Origin of the sequence: Ramlibacter lithotrophicus (genome assembly GCF_012184415.1) — a bacterium.
GTDB classification, from domain to species: domain Bacteria; phylum Pseudomonadota; class Gammaproteobacteria; order Burkholderiales; family Burkholderiaceae_C; genus Ramlibacter; species Ramlibacter lithotrophicus.
Map to the genome: position 1 here is coordinate 109993 of NZ_VTOX01000006.1, position 20280 is coordinate 130272.

The 20280-nt window shown below is 70.2% G+C and carries 28 protein-coding genes; 9 read left to right on the forward strand and 19 right to left on the reverse strand.

The features are described 5' to 3' along the window. Positions 1 to 14: 14 nt before the first annotated feature. The 4 genes from rplS to rpsP form a co-directional block, all read right to left on the reverse strand. Positions 15 to 392, reverse strand: a complete 378-nt coding sequence (gene rplS, locus RAMLITH_RS16635; protein ID WP_168108561.1) for a 50S ribosomal protein L19 — start codon at positions 390 to 392, stop codon at positions 15 to 17. 106 nt (positions 393 to 498) lie between these two features. Next, positions 499 to 1245, reverse strand: a complete 747-nt coding sequence (gene trmD, locus RAMLITH_RS16640; RefSeq protein WP_168108562.1) for a tRNA (guanosine(37)-N1)-methyltransferase TrmD — start codon at positions 1243 to 1245, stop codon at positions 499 to 501. A gap of 14 nt (positions 1246 to 1259) precedes the next feature. Next, complete coding sequence (gene rimM / locus RAMLITH_RS16645) at positions 1260 to 1826, reverse strand: ribosome maturation factor RimM (protein ID WP_168108563.1); 567 nt, start codon at positions 1824 to 1826, stop codon at positions 1260 to 1262. A gap of 5 nt (positions 1827 to 1831) precedes the next feature. After that, on the reverse strand, positions 1832 to 2107 hold the full coding sequence (rpsP, locus tag RAMLITH_RS16650; protein WP_168108564.1) for a 30S ribosomal protein S16: 276 nt from the start codon (positions 2105 to 2107) through the stop codon (positions 1832 to 1834). A gap of 105 nt (positions 2108 to 2212) precedes the next feature. Between rpsP and RAMLITH_RS16655 the strand changes: the two genes are divergently transcribed. The 3 genes from RAMLITH_RS16655 to RAMLITH_RS16665 all read left to right on the forward strand — a co-directional run bounded on the left by RAMLITH_RS16655 (position 2213) and on the right by RAMLITH_RS16665 (position 3819). Then, complete coding sequence (locus tag RAMLITH_RS16655; protein WP_168108565.1) at positions 2213 to 2743, forward strand: GNAT family N-acetyltransferase; 531 nt, start codon at positions 2213 to 2215, stop codon at positions 2741 to 2743. Then, a complete protein-coding gene (locus tag RAMLITH_RS16660; protein ID WP_168108566.1) occupies positions 2740 to 3186 on the forward strand; it encodes an NINE protein in 447 nt (148 codons plus the stop codon). Before RAMLITH_RS16655 ends, RAMLITH_RS16660 begins: the two co-directional genes overlap by 4 nt. 96 nt (positions 3187 to 3282) lie before the next feature. Next, a complete protein-coding gene (locus RAMLITH_RS16665; RefSeq protein WP_168108567.1) occupies positions 3283 to 3819 on the forward strand; it encodes a GNAT family N-acetyltransferase in 537 nt (178 codons plus the stop codon). Here the strand turns inward: RAMLITH_RS16665 and RAMLITH_RS16670 are convergent, their stop codons facing one another. The 3 genes from RAMLITH_RS16670 to RAMLITH_RS16680 are packed head-to-tail and all read right to left on the reverse strand — an operon-like array spanning position 3820 to position 5915. Further along, entirely contained in the window at positions 3820 to 4830 is a 1011-nt protein-coding gene (locus tag RAMLITH_RS16670; RefSeq protein WP_168108568.1) for an inorganic phosphate transporter, read from the reverse strand. 14 nt (positions 4831 to 4844) lie between these two features. Then, on the reverse strand, positions 4845 to 5492 hold the full coding sequence (locus tag RAMLITH_RS16675) for a DUF47 domain-containing protein (protein ID WP_168108569.1): 648 nt from the start codon (positions 5490 to 5492) through the stop codon (positions 4845 to 4847). Positions 5493 to 5546: 54 nt separating this feature from the next. Next, a complete protein-coding gene (locus RAMLITH_RS16680; RefSeq protein WP_168108570.1) occupies positions 5547 to 5915 on the reverse strand; it encodes a DMT family protein in 369 nt (122 codons plus the stop codon). 2 nt (positions 5916 to 5917) lie between these two features. On the opposite strand from RAMLITH_RS16680, the gene RAMLITH_RS16685 reads away from it, so the two are divergent. From RAMLITH_RS16685 to RAMLITH_RS16695, 3 genes are read left to right on the forward strand one after another with little or no spacing between them, the layout of a single operon-like run. Further along, on the forward strand, positions 5918 to 6583 hold the full coding sequence (locus RAMLITH_RS16685) for a pseudouridine synthase (protein WP_168108571.1): 666 nt from the start codon (positions 5918 to 5920) through the stop codon (positions 6581 to 6583). Between the two features lie 49 nt (positions 6584 to 6632). Further along, a complete protein-coding gene (locus RAMLITH_RS16690; RefSeq protein ID WP_168108572.1) occupies positions 6633 to 7256 on the forward strand; it encodes a dioxygenase family protein in 624 nt (207 codons plus the stop codon). A 25-nt stretch (positions 7257 to 7281) separates the two neighbouring features. Next, positions 7282 to 8037 (forward strand): SDR family NAD(P)-dependent oxidoreductase, encoded by a 756-nt coding sequence (locus RAMLITH_RS16695; protein WP_168108573.1) that lies wholly within the window; start codon positions 7282 to 7284, stop codon positions 8035 to 8037. 9 nt (positions 8038 to 8046) lie between these two features. Here the strand turns inward: RAMLITH_RS16695 and RAMLITH_RS16700 are convergent, their stop codons facing one another. From RAMLITH_RS16700 to RAMLITH_RS16725, 7 genes are all read right to left on the reverse strand, one after another. Continuing rightward, complete coding sequence (locus tag RAMLITH_RS16700; RefSeq protein WP_168108574.1) at positions 8047 to 8328, reverse strand: DUF427 domain-containing protein; 282 nt, start codon at positions 8326 to 8328, stop codon at positions 8047 to 8049. Next, positions 8325 to 9332 carry an L-histidine N(alpha)-methyltransferase gene (egtD, locus tag RAMLITH_RS16705; RefSeq protein ID WP_168108575.1) on the reverse strand — a complete coding sequence of 336 codons (1008 nt, stop codon included), beginning with the start codon at positions 9330 to 9332 and terminating at the stop codon, positions 8325 to 8327. Before egtD ends, RAMLITH_RS16700 begins: the two co-directional genes overlap by 4 nt. Next, positions 9332 to 10558, reverse strand: coding sequence for an ergothioneine biosynthesis protein EgtB (egtB, locus tag RAMLITH_RS16710; RefSeq protein WP_420376917.1), 1227 nt, complete (start codon positions 10556 to 10558; stop codon positions 9332 to 9334). Before egtB ends, egtD begins: the two co-directional genes overlap by 1 nt. A gap of 13 nt (positions 10559 to 10571) precedes the next feature. Next, positions 10572 to 10979, reverse strand: a complete 408-nt coding sequence (locus tag RAMLITH_RS25810) for a hypothetical protein (protein WP_238344236.1) — start codon at positions 10977 to 10979, stop codon at positions 10572 to 10574. A 7-nt stretch (positions 10980 to 10986) separates the two neighbouring features. Further along, positions 10987 to 11385: a hypothetical protein gene (locus RAMLITH_RS16715; RefSeq protein WP_168108577.1), complete on the reverse strand. Its 399-nt coding sequence runs from the start codon at positions 11383 to 11385 to the stop codon at positions 10987 to 10989. A 127-nt stretch (positions 11386 to 11512) separates the two neighbouring features. Continuing rightward, positions 11513 to 12661 carry a serine hydrolase domain-containing protein gene (locus RAMLITH_RS16720; RefSeq protein WP_168108578.1) on the reverse strand — a complete coding sequence of 383 codons (1149 nt, stop codon included), beginning with the start codon at positions 12659 to 12661 and terminating at the stop codon, positions 11513 to 11515. Continuing rightward, positions 12661 to 13680 carry a methionine synthase gene (locus RAMLITH_RS16725; protein WP_168108579.1) on the reverse strand — a complete coding sequence of 340 codons (1020 nt, stop codon included), beginning with the start codon at positions 13678 to 13680 and terminating at the stop codon, positions 12661 to 12663. The genes RAMLITH_RS16720 and RAMLITH_RS16725 overlap by 1 nt, the downstream gene beginning before the upstream one ends. Positions 13681 to 13754: 74 nt before the next feature. Between RAMLITH_RS16725 and RAMLITH_RS16730 the strand changes: the two genes are divergently transcribed. Continuing rightward, entirely contained in the window at positions 13755 to 14423 is a 669-nt protein-coding gene (locus RAMLITH_RS16730; protein ID WP_168108580.1) for a phosphatase PAP2 family protein, read from the forward strand. A 62-nt stretch (positions 14424 to 14485) separates the two neighbouring features. Then, a complete protein-coding gene (locus RAMLITH_RS16735; RefSeq protein ID WP_168108581.1) occupies positions 14486 to 14872 on the forward strand; it encodes a DUF488 domain-containing protein in 387 nt (128 codons plus the stop codon). A gap of 1 nt (position 14873) precedes the next feature. On the opposite strand, the gene RAMLITH_RS16740 is transcribed toward RAMLITH_RS16735, so the two are convergent. Genes RAMLITH_RS16740 through RAMLITH_RS26200 form a run of 5 tightly spaced genes read right to left on the reverse strand, consistent with a single transcriptional unit; the run spans position 14874 to position 19624 of the window. Continuing rightward, positions 14874 to 15761, reverse strand: a complete 888-nt coding sequence (locus RAMLITH_RS16740; protein ID WP_168108582.1) for an ion transporter — start codon at positions 15759 to 15761, stop codon at positions 14874 to 14876. A gap of 4 nt (positions 15762 to 15765) precedes the next feature. Beyond that, positions 15766 to 16878, reverse strand: coding sequence for an enolase C-terminal domain-like protein (locus tag RAMLITH_RS16745; protein ID WP_168108583.1), 1113 nt, complete (start codon positions 16876 to 16878; stop codon positions 15766 to 15768). Between the two features lie 52 nt (positions 16879 to 16930). Beyond that, on the reverse strand, positions 16931 to 17824 hold the full coding sequence (locus tag RAMLITH_RS16750; protein ID WP_168108584.1) for an NAD(P)/FAD-dependent oxidoreductase: 894 nt from the start codon (positions 17822 to 17824) through the stop codon (positions 16931 to 16933). 15 nt (positions 17825 to 17839) lie between these two features. After that, positions 17840 to 18316, reverse strand: coding sequence for a DUF2269 family protein (locus RAMLITH_RS16755; protein ID WP_168108585.1), 477 nt, complete (start codon positions 18314 to 18316; stop codon positions 17840 to 17842). Then, on the reverse strand, positions 18317 to 19624 hold the full coding sequence (locus RAMLITH_RS26200) for a DoxX-like family protein (protein WP_168108586.1): 1308 nt from the start codon (positions 19622 to 19624) through the stop codon (positions 18317 to 18319). A 120-nt stretch (positions 19625 to 19744) separates the two neighbouring features. Here RAMLITH_RS26200 and RAMLITH_RS16765 point away from each other — a divergent pair, with 120 nt between their 5' ends. Then, the gene (locus RAMLITH_RS16765; protein WP_168108587.1) at positions 19745 to 20260 is read left to right on the forward strand and encodes a hypothetical protein; all 516 of its coding nucleotides are present in this window, start codon (positions 19745 to 19747) and stop codon (positions 20258 to 20260) included. Positions 20261 to 20280 lie beyond the last annotated feature (20 nt).

A 20280-nucleotide genomic window follows, 5' to 3' on the forward strand; every position in this document is an offset into this window, starting at 1 on the left:
CGAAGCGCTGCTGCTTATTCGGCGGCAGGCTTGTTGCGGTGGGCCAGCTTTTCCTTGATGCGCGCCGACTTGCCGCTGCGCTCGCGCAGGTAGTACAGCTTGGCGCGGCGCACGTCGCCGCGGCGCTTGACTTCGATGCCGGCGATCAGCGGGCTGTAGGTCTGGAACGTGCGCTCCACGCCTTCGCCGCTGGAGATCTTGCGCACCGTGAAGCCGCTGTTGAGGCCCCGGTTGCGCTTGGCGATCACCACGCCTTCGTAGGCCTGGACGCGCTTGCGCGTGCCTTCGACCACGTTCACGCTGACGATGACGGTGTCGCCGGGGGAGAACTCGGGAATGTTCTTGCCCAGGCGGGCAATCTCTTCCTGCTCGAGGGTCTGGATCAGATTCATGGGTTACCTTGCATTGATCGTGCCCGCGCTACACGAGGGGCGGCGTTCAGGCTCGAAAGCGGGCCGCGGCCGGGCAGAGGATCGGAAAGCCCGCTATTATAGCGCGTCAGCCCAGCTGCGCCAGGAAAGCCTCGTCCGACCCGGTCAGGCGCCCCGCCGCACGGGCGGCGGCGATCAGGTCCGGCCGCTCGCGGGCCGTGGCTTCCAGCCGGCGCTCGCGCCGCCAGCGCTCGATCCGGGCATGGTGGCCGGAGAGCAGCTCCGCGGGCACCCGCTGCCCCTCCCACTCCTCGGGCCGCGTGTAGTGCGGGCAATCCAGCAGCCCGTCCAGGGCCGGATTGAAGCTGTCGAACTGGTGGCTGTCCTCGTCGCCCAGCACCCCCGGCTGGAGCCTGGCCACGGCATCGAGCAGTGCCATGGCGGCGATTTCACCGCCGGAGAGCACGAAATCGCCGAGGCTGAGCTGCAGGTCGACGTGGCGGTCGATGAAGCGCTGGTCCACGCCTTCGTAGCGGCCGCACAGCAGGATGGCGCCCTCGCCGGCGGACCAGCGCTCCGCGCCCGCGTGGTCCAGCTTCCGGCCGACCGGCGAAAACAGCACGACCGGCGCGGGCTCCGCGCGGTCCGCCCGGATCGCCTCGAGGCAGCGCGCCAGCGGCTCCGGCATCATCACCATGCCGGGACCGCCGCCGAACGGCCGGTCGTCCACGCGCCGGTAATTGCCGGCGGCGAAATCGCGGGGATTCCACAGCCGCACCTGCACCTGGCCCGACTCGTACGCGCGGCGCGTGACGCCGCATTCGAGGAAGGGTCCGAACAGCTCCGGAAAGAGGGTGACGACGTCGAAGCGCATGGCGATGGCCCGGCTCAGTAGTCCGGCTGCCAGTCCACGATGATGCGCCTGGCGGCCAGGTCGACCGTGTCGACGTAGGCGGCCACGAACGGGATCATCCGCTCGGCCGGCTGGCCGTCTGCCTGGTATTCGATCACCAGCACCGTCTGCGGTCCGGTGGAGAGCAGGTCCTTGACCTGGCCGAGCGCAACGCCTTCGCGGTTGACGACGTCCAGGCCGATCAGGTCGACCCAGTAGTACTCGTCCTGGCCCGGCGTGGGAAAGCTCGACCGGGCCACGAAGACGCGCGCGCCCTTCAGTGCTTCGGCGCCGGTGCGATCGTCGACCTCCTGGGCCGAGGCGACCACGCTGTCCGAATGCTCCTTCGCCTCGCGGATGCGCAGCAGGACCGGACCCGCGAAGGCCTTCGGCCCGCGCTCCGGGGGCAGCAGGTACCAGCGCCTGGAAGAAAAAAGCGCTTCCGGGGAAGCGCTGTGGGGCAGGACCTTGAACCAGCCCTTGATGCCCCAGGCATCGGCGATGCGCCCGACTTCGACGGCGTCCGCGGGCAGTTCCGCGGGCTCGAGCCCGGGCGTCGCCATCGACCTCAGGCGGCGGCGGGAGCCGGAGCGGCGGCGGCCTTGGAGGCGGCCTGCTTGATCAGGCGTTCGACCGTGGGGGACGCCTGCGCGCCCACGCCGCGCCAGTACGTCAGGCGGTCCTGGGCGATGCGGATGCTTTCCTCGTTGTCCTTGGCGATCGGGTTGTAGAAGCCGATGCGCTCGATGAAGCGGCCATCGCGGCGCACGCGCTTGTCGGCGACCACGATGTTGTAGAACGGCCGCGCCTTGGCGCCGCCGCGGGAGAGTCGAATGACGACCATGATTTATCCTTCGGGTGGAGGGGTTTTCTCCCAGCGTTGAGACACGCGACATGGCCACCCGGCCAGCGACACGCTGAAGAACCTGAGATTATAACCTTCAGCGCCATGACCATCATCCGCCCCAGCCGCGACGAGGACGTTCCGGCCATCGCCGCCATCTACGCCCACCATGTGTTGCACGGCACGGGCACGTTCGAGACCAGCGCGCCCGCCGAGGCGGAGATGGCGGCCCGGCGGGCCGACGTCCTGGGCAAGGGCCTGCCCTATCTGGTGGCCGAGGACGGCGGCCGCGTGACCGGCTTCGCCTATTGCCAGTGGTTCAAGCCGCGCCCGGCCTACCGGTTCTCGGCCGAGGACTCGATCTACCTGCACCCCGACGCCGCCGGGCGCGGCCTCGGGCGCCAGTTGCTCGACGAGCTGTGCTCGCAGGCGCAGCAGCGCGGCATCCGCAAGCTGATCGCCGTGATCGGCGATTCCGCCAACACGGCGTCGGTGGGCGTTCATCGGGCGGCAGGCTTCACCCCGGCCGGCGTCATCACGTCATGCGGCTGGAAATTCGAGCGCTGGCTCGACATCGTCCTGATGGAGAAGTCGCTCGGCGACGGCGACGGCTCGCCACCGCGGGATCCCGCATGAAGAACAAGACGCTGGCCGCCTGGCTGGCCTTCCTCGGCGGTCCGCTCGGCCTGCACCGCTTCTACCTGCACGGCTGGCGCGACGCGCCGGGCTGGATCCTGCCGCTGCCCACCTTGCTGGGAGCGTACGGCGTGCTGCGGGTGCAGCGGCTGGGCGTCGACGACCAGCTCAGCTGGATGCTCGTGCCGCTGCTGGGATTCACGATTGCCGGTTGCGCGCTGACGGCGATCGTTTACGGCCTGAGCAGCCGTGAGAAGTGGAACGCCCGCTTCAACGCCGGGGCGGACGAGCAGGCCCCGGCCGGCGGCACCAACTGGTTCACCATCCTGGCCGTGGCCGCCGCGCTGATGGTCGGCACGGGAATCCTGATGGCCACGATCGCGTTCAGCTTCCAGCACTATTTCGAATACCAGGTCGAGGAAGGCCGCGCGATCTCGCAGTAGCGGCCTTCGCGCATCGACCGATGCCGTCAGCGCATTGGCGCCAACCGCAGAGCTTGTGTAGATTGAGCGTCCAACCATCCACACCAGGAGAGCGCCATGGACCAGGCTCACGAGGCCGACCCCGTCACGATCCGCGCCCAGGAACCCGAGGATGCGGCCGCCGTTTCGGCTTTGTTGGGCCGGCCCGGCAGCTTCGAAGGCACGCTGCAACTGCCGGACATGCCCGTCGCGTCGCGGCTGGAATTGCTCCAGAAGGTGGACACGCACAGCTGCAAGCTGGTCGCCGTGGCCGGTGGCGCCATCGTCGGCGCCGCCGGCCTGCATCCGGCGGGCCTGTCGCTGCGCCGCAGTCACGCGCGGATGCTGGGCATAGGCATTGCCCGGGAGTGGCAGGGCCGCGGCCTCGGCCGGCGGCTCATCGCGCGCCTGCTGGACTGGGCCGACAACTGGACCGGCGTGCTGCGCGTGGAACTGACGGTGCATGCCGACAACGAGCGCGCCATCGCCTTGTACCGCGCCATGGGGTTCGTCGAGGAAGGACGGATGCGTGGCTATGCGCTGAAGGACGGCCGCTACGTGGACGCCTTGTGCATGGCGCGGCTGCACCCGGCACCACCACGGCTCGCGGCCTGATCAGTAAAGCTGCAGGCTCAGCCAGTAGGCGATGGCGGCGACGAACGCGCTGGCCGGGATCGTGAAGATCCAGGCCCAGACGATGTTGCCGGCCACGCCCCAACGCACCGCGCTGGCCCGCTGGGTCGAGCCGACCCCGACGATCGCCCCGGTGATGGTGTGGGTCGTCGAGACCGGAATCCCGAGGGCCGTCGCCAGGAACAGCGTGATCGCCCCGCCGGTCTCGGCGCAGAAACCGCCCACCGGCCGCAGCTTGGTGATCTTCTGGCCCATGGTCTTGACGATGCGCCAGCCGCCGAACATGGTGCCCAGGGCAATCGCCAGGTAACAGGTGACGACCACCCACATGGGCGGCATCGCTTCGCCGGCCGAGTGGTAGCCGGTGGCGATCAGCAGCATCCAGATGATGCCGATCGTCTTCTGCGCGTCGTTGCCGCCGTGGCCCAGGCTGTAGGCGCCGGCCGAGACGAGCTGCATGCGGCGAAACCACCGGTCGATGCGCGACGGCGCCGCGCGCCGGAACACCCGCGAGACCAGCACCATCATCAGCGACCCGAACAGGAAGCCGAGGAAGGGCGAAACGAAGATGAACAGCACCGTCTTCCAGATGCCGGCGCCGATCAGCGAACCGGCGCCCGACTTCGCGAGCACGGCGCCGACGATGCCCCCGATCAGCGCGTGCGAGGAACTGCTGGGAATGCCGTAGTACCACGTCAGGACGTTCCAGGTGATCGCCCCGATCAGGGCGCCGAACACCACGTGCGTATCCACCACGCCCGGCTGGACGATCCCCTTGCCGACGGTGGCTGCCACGCTGAGGTGGAAGATGAAGATGGCGACCAGGTTGAAGAAGGCGGCGAACAGCACCGCCGTGGTCGGTTTCAGGACGCCGGTGGAGACGACGGTGGCGATCGAATTCGCCGCGTCGTGGAAGCCGTTCATGAAATCGAACGCGAGCGCCAGCGCCACCAGCAGGATCACCAGCCAGAGGGCGGCTTGCACGTTTTCCATCTTTGCTCCGGACCTTACGAATGCTCGATCACGATGCCTTCGATCACGTTGGCAACGTCTTCGCACTTGTCGGTGATGGTCTCCAGCAGCTCGTAGATGGCCTTGAGCTTGATGACTTCGCGCACGTCCGGTTCCTCCCGGAACAGCTTGCTCATCGCCGAACGCATGACGCGGTCGGCGTCGGACTCGATCTTGTCGATCTCCTCGCAGCTCTTCAGCGCCGCCTCGACCGAGGCCGCCTGGGACAGCGTGCCCAGCATGGCCACCGCCTCCTTGACGCGGTCGCAGCAGCGCACGCTGAGGTCGGTGAGGCGCGTGATTTCCTCGGTCATGTGCCGCACGTCGTAGAGCGCCATGGTTTCGGCCGAATCCTGGATCAGGTCCGCCACGTCGTCCATGGTGTTGATCAGCTTGTGGATCTGGTCGCGGTCGATCGGCGTGATGAAGGTCTTGTGGATGAGCTTGTTGACCTCGTGGGTCACCCGGTCCGCCGCCCGCTCCGCGTTGTCAACGTCCCGGTTGTACTGCTCGCGCAGGTGCGGGTCGTTGTAATTGGCCACCAGCTGGGAAAAGGCGCGGGCCGCTTCGACGATGCGGTCCGCGTGGTGGTTGAACAGCTCGAAGAAATTACCTTCGCGCGGCAGCAGCTTGCCGAAGAACATCTGGCTCCTCCGAGTCGTGATCCGGGTTGCGGCGAGTGTACCTGCCGCCTCCGGTCACCCGTTGCGGAATATGAAATACACGGCGCCGACCATGCACAGTGCGGCCCACAGGTAGTCGAGCTTGAGCGGCTCCTTCAGGTACAGCACGGCGAACGGCACGAACACCGACAGCGTGATCACTTCCTGCATGATCTTGAGCTGCCCGACCGAGAACCCGGCCTCGCGGAAGCCGATCCGGTTCGCCGGCACCTGCAGCAGGTATTCGGCCAGGGCGATGCCCCAGCTCACCAGCGCGGCCAGGTACCAGGGCGCCGTCGCGAGATTCTTCAGGTGGCCGTACCAGGCCATCGTCATGAACACGTTGGAGGCGACCAGCAGCCCGATCGTCTGCAGGGAAAATGGCAGGGCTGACAACGTACTCATGCATGGATTATCGGATTGACGCGCTGCCGCTGGTCTACGGCGACCGGCACCTCCTCGTCGTGGACAAGCCGGCCGGCCTGCTCAGCGTCCCCGGCCGCGGCCCCGACAAGCAGGACTGCGCACTGGCGCGGGTGCGCCGCGACCATCCGGACGCGCTGGTCGTGCACCGGCTCGACATGGCCACCTCGGGGCTGCTGCTGATGGCGCGCGGGCCGGCGGTGCAGCGCGCGCTCAGCCGCGCGTTCGAGCAGCGGCGCGTCGGCAAGCGCTACCTCGCGCTGGCGGCAGGCCGCATCGGCGCGCCCGCGTCGGTGGACGATGACGGCTGGGGCTGCGTCGACCTGCCTCTTGCGGCCGACTGGCCCAACCGTCCGCTGCAGGTCGTCGATCCGGTCCATGGCCGACCGAGCCAGACCCGCTGGCGCATCCTGGGCTACGACGCTGCACGCGACGCAACCCGGGTCGAACTGGAACCCGTCACGGGTCGCTCGCACCAGCTGCGCGTGCACCTGCTGGCGCTGGGGCACCCGATCCTCGGCGACGCGCTCTACGCCCCGCCCGCAGTGCGCGAGCGCGCGCCGCGGCTGCTGCTGCACGCCAGCGTGCTCGAGCTCGTGCATCCGGCCACCGGCGAACGGCTGCGCTGGTGCAGTCCCGTCCCCTTCTGAGCGCGGTGTCGCGCCTTGCGGCACCATCCGGGTTCGCGAGGAAAGACCGATGCCGCCGAAACTGTTCCACCGCCGCCATGTCACCGCCGTCCTGATCGCGGCGCCGTTCGCGTGGACCGGCCTGCGCGCCCAGCCGGCACCCGCGCGCCGCCCCACGCCCGCCCAGACGGAGGGGCCGTTCTATCCCGTGACCTTGCCGAGAGACACGGACTTCGACCTGCTGCGCAATGGCGACCTCGCCTATGGCCAGGGCCAGCCCGCGTGGCTGGAAGGCAGCGTCACCGACCTGCAAGGGCGGCCGCTGGCCGGCGCGCAGGTCGAGATCTGGCAATGCGACGAGGCCGGCCACTACCACCATCCGGGCGACGGCGGCCGCGCCGACTCGGCGTTCCAGGGCTTCGGGCGGGTCGGCGTCGCCGCCGACGGCCGCTATCGCTTCCGCACGATCCGGCCCGCGCCGTACTCCGGGCGCACGCCGCATATCCACGTCAAGGTGCGGCTCGGCCAGCGCGATCTGCTGACCACCCAGCTCTATGTCGCTGGCGACCCGCGCAACGAGCGCGACTTCCTCTGGCGCCGGCTGGACGCGGAGCAGCGGCGCGCGCTGACGGTGCCATTCGAGCGCACGAGAGACGGCCTGCGCGCGGCATTCCCCATCGTCATCGCGGCGTGATGCGGGCGCGCGCTACCATGCGCGGATGACGCACCACCTCACCATCATCACGGGCGCTTCGCGCGGCATGGGCCTGGCCATGGCCGAACAGCTGCTCGATGCAGGGCACGACCTGTTGTGCATCGCACGCCGCCACAACGACGAACTGGGCCAGCGCGCGACCCGCGCCGGACGGCGGTGCGAGCAGTGGGCGCTCGACCTGGGACAGCCGCAGGCCGCGGCGACCCGGCTGGAAGTGTGGCTCGCATCGACCGACGTCGCTTCGCTCGCATCCGTGACGCTGATCAACAACGCCGGCGTGCTGCCGCGCATCGCGCCGATCGCGGCGGTCCCGGCGCTGGAGCTCACGAATGCGCTGCGCGTGGGGCTGGAGGCGCCGATGCTGCTCACCTCCGCGTTCCTGCGCGCCACGCAGGGCTGGGCCGTGCCGCGCAAGGTGCTCAACATCTCCTCGGGCCTGGGGCGGCGCGCGATGGCCTCGCAGGCCGCCTATTGCGCCGCCAAGGCGGGCATGGACAACTTCACGCGCAGCGTCGCGCTCGAGGAAGCCGGCCAGCGCAACGGCGCGAAGGTCTGTTCGCTCGCGCCGGGCGTGATCGACACCGACATGCAGGTGCAGATGCGCGGCGCCGACGCGAAGGAGTTCCCGGACATCGGCACCTTCGTGGGGCTGAAGGAAAAGGGCGCCCTCACCTCGCCGCAGGAGGCCGCGCAGCGGGTGCTGGCGTTTCTTGCGCGGGCCGATTTCGGGGACAACCCGGTGGCCGACGTGCGGGGTTGAGCCGCCGCTTCAGGGCTCGATCTGCACGCCTTTCCAGAACGCGACGCGGTCCTTCACCATTTCGGCGTCCGGTTTCGGGTCCGGGTAGTACCAGGCCGCATCCGGGTTCAGCTCGCCGTCGACCAGCAGCGAGTAGTAATGCGCCTGGCCCTTCCATGGGCAGGTGGTGCGGTGGTTGCTGAACGTCACGTACTGCCGGTCGAGCGAAGCGGCCGGGAAATAGTGGTTGCCTTCCACGACGACGGTGTCGTCGCTGCGCGCGATCACCGCGCCGTTCCAGGTTGCCTTCATGCGTCGTCTCCTTCCTGCGGCGCCTGCAGCCAGTGCACGCTGAACAGCCGCTTCGCATCGGTCCACACCGGGCCCGGCCGGAATCCGGCGCGGCTGGCGAGGTCCCGCAGGCCGGCCACCGTGAACTTGTGCGAATACTCGGTGTGCAGCGACTCGCCTTCTTCCAGTTCCCAGGCGCGGCCGCCCAGCGCCACCCGCTGCCGGCAGCGGCTGACGAGATGCATCTCGATGCGTTGCCGCGGCGCGTTGTAGAAGGCGCTGTGGAAGAACTGGTCCAGCGCGAACGTGGCCCCGAGTTCGCGGTTGGCGCGCGCCAGCAGGTTCAGATTGAATTCGGCGGTGACGCCCTGCGCATCGTTGTAGGCCGCGTGCAGGATGGCCGGGTCCTTCACCAGGTCGACACCCAGCAGCAGGGCGCCCCCGCGCAGCACCCGGGCGGCCACGGCGAGGAATTGCACCGCCTCGTCCGGCGTGAAATTGCCGATCGTCGATCCCGGGAAAAAGCCCACGCGCCGCCCCGCGCCCGGCAGCGGCGCCGGCAGCAGCAGGCGCTGCGTGTAGTCGGCCACTACCGGCTGCACGGCCAGCCCGGGGTAGTCGCGCTGCAGGACGCCGGCCGCGCCGGCGAGATGCTCGCCCGAGATGTCGATCGGCAGGTAGCGTGCCGGCCGGTCCAGCGCATCGAGCAGCAGCCGCACCTTGCGCAGCGATCCCGCGCCGAACTCCACGATCTCCGCGCGCGGCCCCATGCAGGCCGCGATCTCGCGCGCATGGGCGGTGAGGATCGACACTTCGGTGCGCGTCGGGTAGTACTCCGGCAGTTCGCAGATGCGGTCGAACAGCTGCGAGCCGCGCTCGTCGTAGAAGTACTTGGGCGAGATGCTGTGCGGCCGCTCGGCCAGGGCCGCCGCCAGGTCGCGGGCGAAGGCGCAGGCGTGGCCGGCCGTCGCCGTCGCCGGATCGTCAGGCAGCGCCGCCGCTGCCGCCGTCGTGGGGCGGTGCATCAATTCACCCCGTCTCGCGCCAGCCGCAAGCCGGAGAACTGCCAGCGCGCCGCGGCCGGAAAGAAGTTGCGGTAGGTGGCACGCGTGTGCCCGTCCGGCGTGGCGACGCTGCCGCCGCGCAGCACGACCTGCCCCACCATGAACTTGCCGTTGTATTCGCCCACAGCGCCCGCGAGCGGGCGAAAGCCCGGGTACGGGTCGTACGACGAGCGGGTCCACTGCCACACGTGATCTGTCATCTGGCTGATCCCCGGCGCGCCATGCGCCGCCTCCCATTCGAATTCCGTCGGCAGCCGCGCGCCGGCCCATTGCGCGTACGCCGCTGCTTCGTAGAAGCTCAACTGGCTCACCGGCGCCGCCGGCTCGAGCGGCCGCACCGCGTGCAGTCCGAACACCTGCCATTGTGCGGCCGGCGCGCGCGGATCGCCCGGAGCCATCCAGTACAACGGCGCTTGCCAGCCACCGGCCTGGACGGCGGCCCAGCCGTCCGACAGCCACAGCGAGGGCTGACGATAACCGCCGTCCTGCACGAATTGCAAGTACTCACCGCAGGTGACGAGCCGGTCGGCGATGCGGTGGTCCGCGAGCAGCGCACGATGGCGCGGCGTTTCGTTGTCGAAGGCAAAGCTGGCGGCGCCGTGGCCCACCTCGACGATGCCGCCCGGGCGCTGCAGCCAGCGCTGCGGCGCCGGCGCAGCCGCAGCCGACGCCGGGTCGGACCGGTACGCGGGCAGCATCGGATTGCACCAGAACGCATGCAGGATGTCGGTCCAGATCAGTTCCTGGTGCTGCTGCTCGTGGTGCAGCCCCAGCTCGACCAGGGGCGCCGCGGCCGCCCAGGTGTCGGCGTCGGCGCGCTCGATGAAGCGCTGCAGCGCCACCTCCACGTGTTCGCGATAGCGATGCACCTCCTCCACGCCGGGACGCGTCAGGAGGCCGCGCTGCGGCCGCGGATGGCGCGATCCCAGCGCCTCGTAATAGGAGTTGAAGAGATGGAAGAAGCGCCCGTCGAAGGCTTCGTAGCCGGGCGCATGCGGCGCCAGCACGACCGCCTCGAAGAACCAGGTGGTATGCGCCAGGTGCCACTTGCCCGGGCTCGCCTCGGGCATCGACTGGACGCACTGGTCCTCCGCCGACAGCCCGCCGGTGCGGGCGCGGGTTTCGGCACGAACCTGGCGGAACTGCAGGGCCAGGCGGTGACGGGAGGCTTCGGGCTGTTGCTGCAACGCGCCTGGCCCGTCAGAACGGCGAGTCGGCGCCGGCCGCCGGGCCCGCGGCCCCTGCGGCAGCCTTGCTGCGCTGCTTCCAGCTTCCGAGCTTGAACGGCGCGTTGTCCACGCGGACGAAATAGACCGGACGTTCGCAGGCGTCGTAGCGGTCGCAATAGCGGCTCCACCGGCGCACCTGGCCCGCGGGGACGTAGAGGTACACCGGCTCGAGCCGCGACGGCCCGAGCGCCCTCGAGGCGACGACCGGACGCGGGGACAGCAGCGGCGGCGGCGGCGCATTGCGCACCTCGATCCGGCCGTAGACACCCGCCCGCAGCGGACCCCCCGCCGTCGCGTTGACGTAAGCGTGCGGCTGCGCGTCGGCGGCGCCGGCCGCCGACAGCAGCAGGCCGCCGAGCATCTGGTGCGTCGCCGCCATGGCCGCGCTACCCCCGCCCCGGCCGGCTCGACAGGACGCGGACGGAACCGCCTGCCACCATGACGCGCGAACCGGCGGGCAGGGGCCCGCGCTGCTCCACGGTGCGCGTGCTCCCGTCGTCCATGCGGATGCGCATCCGCCACGCCGGGCCGGACTCCGCAGCCGACGGTCCCATGGGAACGGCAGCCTCGACCACGCCGCACTCCGCACACACCGGCGCCAGCGCGGGCGCCTGGCCCACCCCCCTCGCATCCGCGCCAACCTGGGTGGCATGCGTGGCCGCCGCGAGAACGGCTGCAATGGCCACCGCACCGACCGCCAGCACCGTCACCACCAGCTCGCGACGCTGCGGCTCGCCCGGTGGCGAGGACTCTTCATCGGCGATGGCGCGGGCGTGTCGCTGCATGCGGGGTCTTCCTCCCCGGAGGTTTTAGCGAAAGATTCCCGCGCGCGCCCGTAGGCGCACGTGACGTTCGTAAGGGAAAATTGCTGAGCTTCGCGTAGGACGCGACTGACGCCGGGCTGGTTCGCTGTCAGTCGACGGCAGCGTAGACGAGGTGGCGGAACAGGTTGCGGTAATGGATCCGCTGGTTCGGCGCCTGCAGGAGCAGGAGCGCGAACAGGTCTTCGGCGGGGTCGACCAGGAAGTACGTGCCGCCTATTCCGCTCCAGAAGTACTGCCCCACGGACCCCGGCTGGGGCGCCAGGCCGGCGGCGGTACGGACGGCCACGCCGAGCCCGAAGCCGTGCCCCGGCGGCAGCAGGTCATGGCGTACCGGAATCGGGCCGAGGTGGTCCGCGGTCATCCATTCGATGGTCTTGCGCGACACGAGCCGCGTCCCTTCGAAGCGGCCCTGGTTGCGCAGGAGACGCAGGAAGCGCAGGTAGTCGTCCGCCGTCGAGACCAGGCCGCCACCGCCGGATTCGAACGCGGGCACCTTGCGCACGTCAAGCAACGTGACGGCCTCGCCCGTGTCGGGATCGCGGTCCAGCGGCTCCGCGATGCGATGCCATTGCGTGCGCGGCACGGCAAAGGCCGTGTCCTTCATGCCGAGGGGCTCGAACAGGCGCTCGCGCAGCAGCGTCGCGAGCGACTGGCCCGTCACCACCTCCAGCACCGCGCCGAGGACGTCGGTGGCGCGGCTGTATTCCCAGCAGGCGCCCGGATGATGCGCGAGCGGCAGCGCCGCCAACACCTTGCAGAACCCGGCGTTGCTGCGCGAACGATCGGCAAGGCGCGCGTCGCGGTATTGCCGCTGCAACGCGGACTCGCCGAGGAACTCGTAGGTGAAGCCCGCCGTGTGGCGCAACAGGTCGTGTACCGAGGCGTGGCGGCACGCCGGCACCAGGCGCACCCCGCCGCCCTCCTCGACGGCCACCTGCTGACTCCCGAACTCAGGCAGGAAATCGGCAACCGGATCGGTCAGCTGCAGCCGCCCTTCTTCGGCCAGCATCAGCGCCGCCAGCGACACCAGCGGCTTGGTCATCGAGTAGATCCGGAAGATCGCGTCCGCCGGCATCGGCGTGCCGGCCCGCGCGTCGAGCGAGCCGACGGCCTCGAAGCACTCCACGTGCCCGCCCAGGGCGACCACGGCGATGGCGCCAGGAATGCGGCCGCGGTCCACGTGCGACTGCAGCACCGAGCGCAGCCGCTGCAGCCCGGCGGCGTTCAGCGCCGCCATCAGCCGAACTTCCGCCGCGCCAGCGCTGCCCCGCGCGCCAGCGCCTCGAGTTTCCTCAGCGCCACCTCGCGGTCCATCGGCGCCAGTCCGCAGTTGGTGCAGGGGAACAGGCGGTGCCTGGGCACGAACTGGAGCGCGGTGCCTATCGTTTCGGCCACCTGTTCCGGCGTCTCGATGTCGTCGCTGGCGACGTCGATCACCCCCACCAGCACGTCCTTGCCTTCGAGCAGCCGCATCAGCTGCGGCGGCACATGCGAATGGAAGCACTCCAGGCTCACCTGCGCGATCGAACTGGCCGCCAGCGCCGGGAAGACCTGCTCGTACTGCCGCCACTCTTCCCCCAGGCCGTGCTTCCAGTCGATGTTGGCCTTGATCCCGTAGCCATAGCAGATGTGGACAGCCGTGGTGCACGTCAGGCCCTGCGCCGCGCGCTCCAGTGCCTGCACGCCCCAGTCGGCCGCCTCCTTCATGTACACGTTGAAAGCCGGCTCGTCGAACTGGATGATGTCGACGCCGTCCGCTTGCAGCGCCAGCGCCTCCTGATTGAGCAGTTCCGCGAAGGCGAAGGCCATCTTCACGCGGTCCCCGTAATGCGCATCGGCCACGGTGTCCACGATCGTCATCGGGCCCGGCAACGTGAACTTCAGCTGCCGCGTCGTGTGGGCGCGCGCCAGCCGCGCCTCGAACCCGTGCACCCGCCCCTTCAGGCGCAATGGCCCCACCACCTGCGGCACCAGCGCCTCGTAGCGGTTGTTGCGGATGCCCATCTTCACCTTGTGCTCGAAGTCGATGCCCTCGACCTGCTCCAGGAAGCCGTGCACGAAGTGCTGCCGCGACTGCTCGCCGTCGGTGACGATCGCCAGCCCGGCGTCCTCCTGCAGCTTGATCCACAGCAGCGTCGCGTCGGCCTTGGCCTGGCGCAAGGGCTCGCCCTCGAGCCGCCACTGCGGCCACAGCTTGTTGGTCTCCGCGAGCCAGCCCGGCTTGGGCAGGCTGCCCGCGATCGAAGTTGCGAACATGGCTTCTCCTGGTGCGCTGCAGCGTCGCATTTTGCACCGCCGGCGCGTGCGGCGCGGCCCGTATCATCGCCCGCATGCCCGTCCACGGTGCTCCGGTGAGTCCGCCGGTCCTGCACGCGCGCGCGGCCCTGGCGTTGCTGGTGCTGGGTTGCGGCGCTTTCGCCGCCCTTGCCGCCGACCTGCTGCTGCAAGGGCCGGTGACGGCCGCCGATGCCGGCGTCAGCCGCTGGCTGTACCGCAATGCCGGCGCGGCGTTCACGGCGCTGATGGCCGCGGTCAGCGCCCTCCACGGCACCTGGCCGCTGCTGGCGATGTCGGCTGCAGCCGCGCTGGCACTGTGGTGGCGGCACCAGCGTGCGTGGGCCGCGGCGCTGGTGCTTTGCGTACCGGGCGGCATGCTGCTCAACTACGCCGTGAAGCACGCCTTCCAGCGCGCGCGCCCGGCCTTCGACGAGGCCGCGGCCATCGCCAGCTACAGTTTTCCAAGCGGTCACACCGCGGGCGCCACGCTGTGGTGGGGTTTCATGCTGGTCTGGTTGTTTGCCCATCGCGCCGACGCGGGGACGCGCATCGCGGGCGCGACGCTGGCGGCCGCCATGGTGCTGCTGACGGCGTTGTCGCGCGTGTACCTGGGCGTGCACTACCTGAGCGACGTGCTGGCGGCGATCGGCGAAGGGGCGGCCTGGCTGGCGCTGTGCTTCCTGGTCCTGGCACGCCGGCCGTGGCGCCGTACGGAATCCTGAACGCGCGGCATTGTGGCGGGTGCCGGACGGTGCCAGAATTCCCGCCGCTACAGGAGAACACCATGGGGATTCGCATCGTGCGGCTCGGCATGCCGCGCGCGCCCGGCGAAGGCGTGCGCCTCGGGACCGTGCGCCGGCCGCCGCGGGGCGTGCCGAAGTCGGAATTCGCCAGCCGCGACTTCTACGACAGCTGGCTGCCCAATCTGTCTCCCAGCGCGCCGCTGATGGCGCAGGGGCAGGCCGCCACCGACGACAAGTCGTGGGCGGCGTTCAAGCGCAAGTTCCACGCGGAGATGAAGCAACCCGAGGCCAGCCACCTGCTGGACGCGCTGGCGGCGCTTTCGCACCAGGCTTCGTTCTCGATGGGCTGCTATTGCGAGGACGAGAATCGCTGCCACCGCTCGGTGCTGCGCGAACTGCTGACGGAGCGCGGCGCGGCCATCGAGTAAATCAGCGGCTCACGTCGGCCGGAATCGAATGGACGCCGGGCACCACGTCGGGCAGCGCGCTGCCGCACTGCTGGCAGAACCTCGCCTCCGGCCCGTAGCCGGCGGCCCCGCACCCGGCGCACTGGCGCGCGCCGAGCGGCGGCCGGACGTGGCGGCGCACGGTCATCTCCGCCGTGACGATGCCGGTTGGCACCGCCAGGGTGCCCCAGCCCACCAGCATCATGAAGGATGCGATGAACCGGCCGAGATCGGTTTTCGGCGTGATGTCGCCGAAGCCGACGGTGGTCATGGTGGTGATCGCCCAGTACACCGACGTCGGGATGTCGACGAAGCCGTTGGCCGGTCCCTCGACGACGTACATGACGGTCCCGACGACCAGGTCGATCATGAGCACGGCGACCAGGAACACGAGAATCTTGCGGCGGCTGGCCAGGAGCGCGCTGCCCATGTACTGGTACTCGCTGATGTAGGCCGTGAGCTTGAAGATCCGGAAGATGCGCAGCAGCCGCAGGATCCGCACGTCGATCAGTGCGTGCAGTTCGGGGAAGAACAGCGCGAGCCAGGTCGGCATCACCGCCAGCAGGTCCACGATGCCGAAGAAGCTGCGCGCGTAGCGCCAGCGGTTTTCCACGGTGGCGAGCCGGGCCAGGTATTCCACCGTGAACAGCAGGGTGAAGAACCACTCGACGCCGACGAAGAAGCGCCGATACTCGACGTGCCAGCCGGCCACGCTGTCGGCGATCACGACCACGACGCTGACGACGATGGCTGCCACCAGGATCTTGTCGAACAGCCGCCCCGCCGGCGTGTCCGACTCCCAGATCACCCGTGCCAGCCGCTGGCGCCACGAAGCGGCCTGCCGAACCGGGTCGAATCCCGGGTCTGCCATCGCGTCAGGCGACCGGACGGCTGAAGCGCTCCCACGCGTCCTGGGTGGGCGTCGTCCCCGCGCCCGGCTGCTGCGGCAGCCGGAAGCTGCCGTCCACCACCTCCGCCGGTTCGGTGAAGCAGTCCTTGATCCAGGGGATGTACTCGAGCACCTGGCAGGCCGGATGCGCGTAGCTCAGGTGCACGTGGACCTGGCTCATGTCGCCGGCATGCAGGGCCACCGGCAGCCTGTAGGCGTGCGCCGTCTCGCACACGCGCATCACCTCGCTGACGCCGCCCATGCGGGTGGAGTCGGGCTGGACCCAGTGCACGGCTTCCTGGTGGAAGAACTCGGAGAAGGCGTCCTGCGTGTACAGCTGCTCGCCCAGCGCCACCGGGATCCGCGTGGCACGCGCCAGCTGCGCATGGCCCTTGACGTCGTCGTGCCACAGGGGCTCCTCGAACCAGTACACGTCGAAGGGCTCGGCGCCGCGGCAGAAACGCAGGCAGGTCGCCAGGTCCCACTTGCCGTTGCCGTCGACGGCCAGCGTGACGTCCGGGCCGATCGCGCGGCGGACCGCCTCCAGGCGCCGCAGGTCGCGCTCGACGGTGGAGCCCACCTTGATCTTGATGCCGGTGAAGCCCTGGCCCACCGCCCGCTGCGCACCTTGCACCAGCTTGTCGTCGGCGATGCTGAGCCAGCCGATGTCGGTGTTGTAGGCACGGACGCGATCCCGCACCTGGCCGCCGAGCAGCTTCCACAGCGGCACGCCGGCCTGCTTGGCCTTGAGGTCCCACAGCGCCACGTCGACGGCCGCGTGCGCCAGGGTCGTGATGCCGGCGCGGCCGATCCACTGCAGCGCCGGGTTGCGCGCGATCTTCAGCCACAGCCGCTGGACGTCGGACGCGTCCTCGCCCACCAGCAGCGGCGCGAGGCAGGTCGCGATGCAGCGCGTGATGAGGTGGTCGCCCGCCAGCTCGGCGTGGGTGCCGGTGAAGCCGTAGCCGGCCAGGCCGTCTTCGGTCTCGATGCGGGCCCCGACCACGCCCCAGTGGGTGATGCTGTGGGTGCTGTCGGCGATCTGCGAGCCGGTGACCGGCACATGCAGCACGAAAGGTTCTACGGACTTGATCTTCACTTGGGATTTCCTGGGTCGACGGACCAGGCGATGGTAGACCAGGCCGGCGCCGTCACAGGCTGTTGTGGATCGCGGTGGCGGCGATGGCGGCCTGGCCGGCGGCGACGTTGATCTGGTTCAGGTCCACCGCCACGTCACCCGCGGCGTAGAGGCCCGGCACGGTCGTCTCGTAATGGTCGGACACTTCGAGTTGCCCGTCCGCACGGCACTGCGCGCCCATGCCCGTCGCGAGTCCGCATGCATGCACCAGGCCCAGCGCCGGATACAGCACGTCGAACTCCAGCGACTCGCCGTCCGCGAGTTCCACCATGACCTTGCTCGTGCCGCAGCGGATCTCGCGCGGGGCGCGGTCCTCGATCCGCACGCCGGCCGCCTGCAGCCGGGCAAGCTCGGCGGCGGCGACGTGCTGCCGAGACTCCATGGCGAGCCAGGTCACCTCGTTGTCGAACCCGGCAACGAACACCGACTCGCGCACGCCGTGCTTCGCCCGCCCCAGCACCGCGACCCGCTGGCCTTGGGTTTCATAGCCGTCGCAGACCGGGCAGTAGCGCACCACCCCGGCCTGGAGCGCCGGCGCCAGCCCCGGGATGTCGGGCTCGACGTCGCGCGCGCCGGTGGCGAGCAGCACGCGCCGGGCGCGCACCGTGCGCGACCCGGCCACGGCTTCGAAGCCGCCGTCCTCGTGGCGCCGCAGGCCCTCGACCCGGCCCATCTCCAGCACCGTGCCGTAGCGGCCGGCGTGCACCCGCATGCGCTCCAGCAGCTCCGGCCCGGCGATGCCGTCCGGAAAGCCCAGGACGTTGCGCGTCTTCGGAATCCGGACCACGCGGCTGCCGCCGTCGTCGATCAGCACCGAGCGGCGCCGGTAGCGTCCGAGGTAGACGGCGGCGGTGAGCCCCGCGGCGCCGCCGCCGATCACGAGGCAGTCGAAGATCTCCGAGTTCAATGGTTCCTTTCTTCTTCAGCCGGCGAACGGCAGCTGCCTGGCGACCATCAGCCAGAAGATCGCGAGGAACGCGACGAAGGCGACCACGCCCAGCCCCGCCCACCAGCCGAAGAACCGCCAGTACGCCGGCGGCAAGCGCGAATTGGCCGACGCGGCCTGGGCGGCGATGTCGCGCAGCCGCAGCTGGATCCAGACCACCGGCAACCAGCATGCCAGCGCCAGGACGTACAGCGCCAGCGACCAGGCGATCCACGGCGTCGACCAGGACAGGCCGGCCAGGGACAGCATCCAGAAGCCGCTCAAGGGCTGGAACACGGCCGTGGTTGCGGTGAACACCCAGTCGGTGACGACGACATAGCGGCTGACGGTCGCGACCTTCAGCGAGTCGCGGCTCATGGTCGCAAGCAGGAGGTAGAAGGCAGAGCCGATCCCGGTGCCGAACAGCATGGTCGACGACAGCACGTGCAGCCACTTGGCGATGAGGTATTCCATTCAGCGCGTCCCCGGCAGGGCCAGTCGCGGCTCCATGGCCCACAGCAGCGCGATCGCCGCCAGCAGTGGCAGGTTCTTGCTGATCGGCCCATAGGGATGCAGCCAGTACTCGGGCAGGAACAGCGTGATCAGCGCCGTGTAGCCCAGGATCAGCAGGAGCTGCGCCGCCCACACGGGGCCGCGCCGCCCCGCCGGCACCAGCAGCGTGGCGAGGCCCAGGGCGAGGTCGAGCGCCGCCGCACCGTACAGGGCGAGCCTGGCCAGCGGCCCTTCGAGCCCGACGCGCGCCAGCAGCGCCAGGCTGTCGGCGACCGGATACAGGCCCAGCGAAACGATGCCGGTCCAGATCCAGAGCAAGGCCACCGACCAGCGCAGCGCCGGCAGCCACGTGCCCAGCACGGCCTCGTGCCGCAGCGCATCGGCGCGGTCCGGCTCGACGAAAGCGCTGACTGGTCGGGGTGAACGGCCGAGCAGTTCCGCGAACGGCGCCGCCGGGGAGGTATTCCCGCGCAGCAACATGCCCGCCGTTTCCCTGTCGAGGAAGCTGCCCGGCACCCGGCCGGCCACGCTGGCGCCCCAGCGAAACAGGCGCTCGGGCAGGGGCAACACGCGCAGCCCGCTGCGAAACCCGAGCTGTCGCCGCAGCTGCGCGAGGAAGTCGCGCAGCGTCATCGGCTCGGGACCCACGAACGCGACGGTTTCGCTGCGTGGCGGTGGCGACTGCAGGGCTGCCAGCACGCCGGCCACCACGTCGGCTACGTGCACCGGCTGTACCTGCATCGCGCCGCCGCGCGGCAGCGCCAGCGCCGGCAGCGCGGCCATGCCGTTGAACATGCTCGCGCTGGCCCCGCCGCCGCCGTAGACCAGCGACGGCTGCACGATCGCCGAGCGCAGCGGCAACTGCCGCAATGCGTCGTCCGCGGCCCGCTTGGTGAGGTGGTAGCGGCTCTGTGCGCCGGCGTCGGCGCCCAGCGCGGAAATCTGCACGACGAACGGCACGCCCGCGCGGTCACAAGCTTCGAACAGCGCAATCGGCGCCTGCGCATGCAAGGCCTGGAAGGTCTGCCCGTCCTGCTCGCGCAGGATGCCGACCGCGTTCACCACGGCATCGACGCCGGCCAGGTGCGGCAGCCACCAGTCGGCACCGGGAACCGCCGCGAAGTCGACCGAGAGCGGCTCGCAGCGCGGCTCGCCGGTCGCGGGACGGGCATGGCGAGAAGCGCAAACCACGGCATGTCCGGCGCGCAGCAACGCGGCGACCAGGGACCGGCCGATGAAGCCGGTGGCGCCGGTCACGAGAACACGCACGGTGTGCCTTCCTGCATGGTGGTGGCCAGTCTAGCTTCCGAGGCGGGCGGCCGGGCCGGTGCTGTTACGCCTTGAGAGCCTGAGCCACGCATCGCCGCTCAGCCGCGTAGAGTGGGATCCATGAGCACCTGGAAGCAAGCGCTGCGCGAGGGCGCCATCTCGGGCGCAGTCGCCAGCGTCCTGTCGACCGTGGTGCTCGTGCTCGCCGGCGCGCGCCAGAACCGGGCGCCGGCCGCGCCCGTGAATGCCATCAGCCACTGGGTCTGGGACCGGCCGGCACTCACCGCGGACGGTGCCAGCGCGCGCCACACCCTGGCGGGCTACCTGATCCACCACGCCGCTTCGGTCTGGTGGGCCACCTTGCATGCCAGGGCATGGGGAACCCGGGCTCGCGCGAAACGTCCCGCTCCGGCGCTGGCCGGGGCCGCCGCCGCCGCGGCGGTCGCCTGCTTCGTCGATCTCGTGGTGACGCCGCGACGGTTCACGCCCGGATTCGAGCACCGGCTTTCGCCGGACGCCTTGCTCGGCGTCTATGCCTGCTTCGCGCTCGGGCTGGCACTGGGCAGCATGGCCATGCCGCCGGTTCCGGAGGAGGAGCGCGAGGACCCGCCGGCGGATGGCGCAGCGGCTGCCTGAGCGTCGGCGCGGATCGCGGG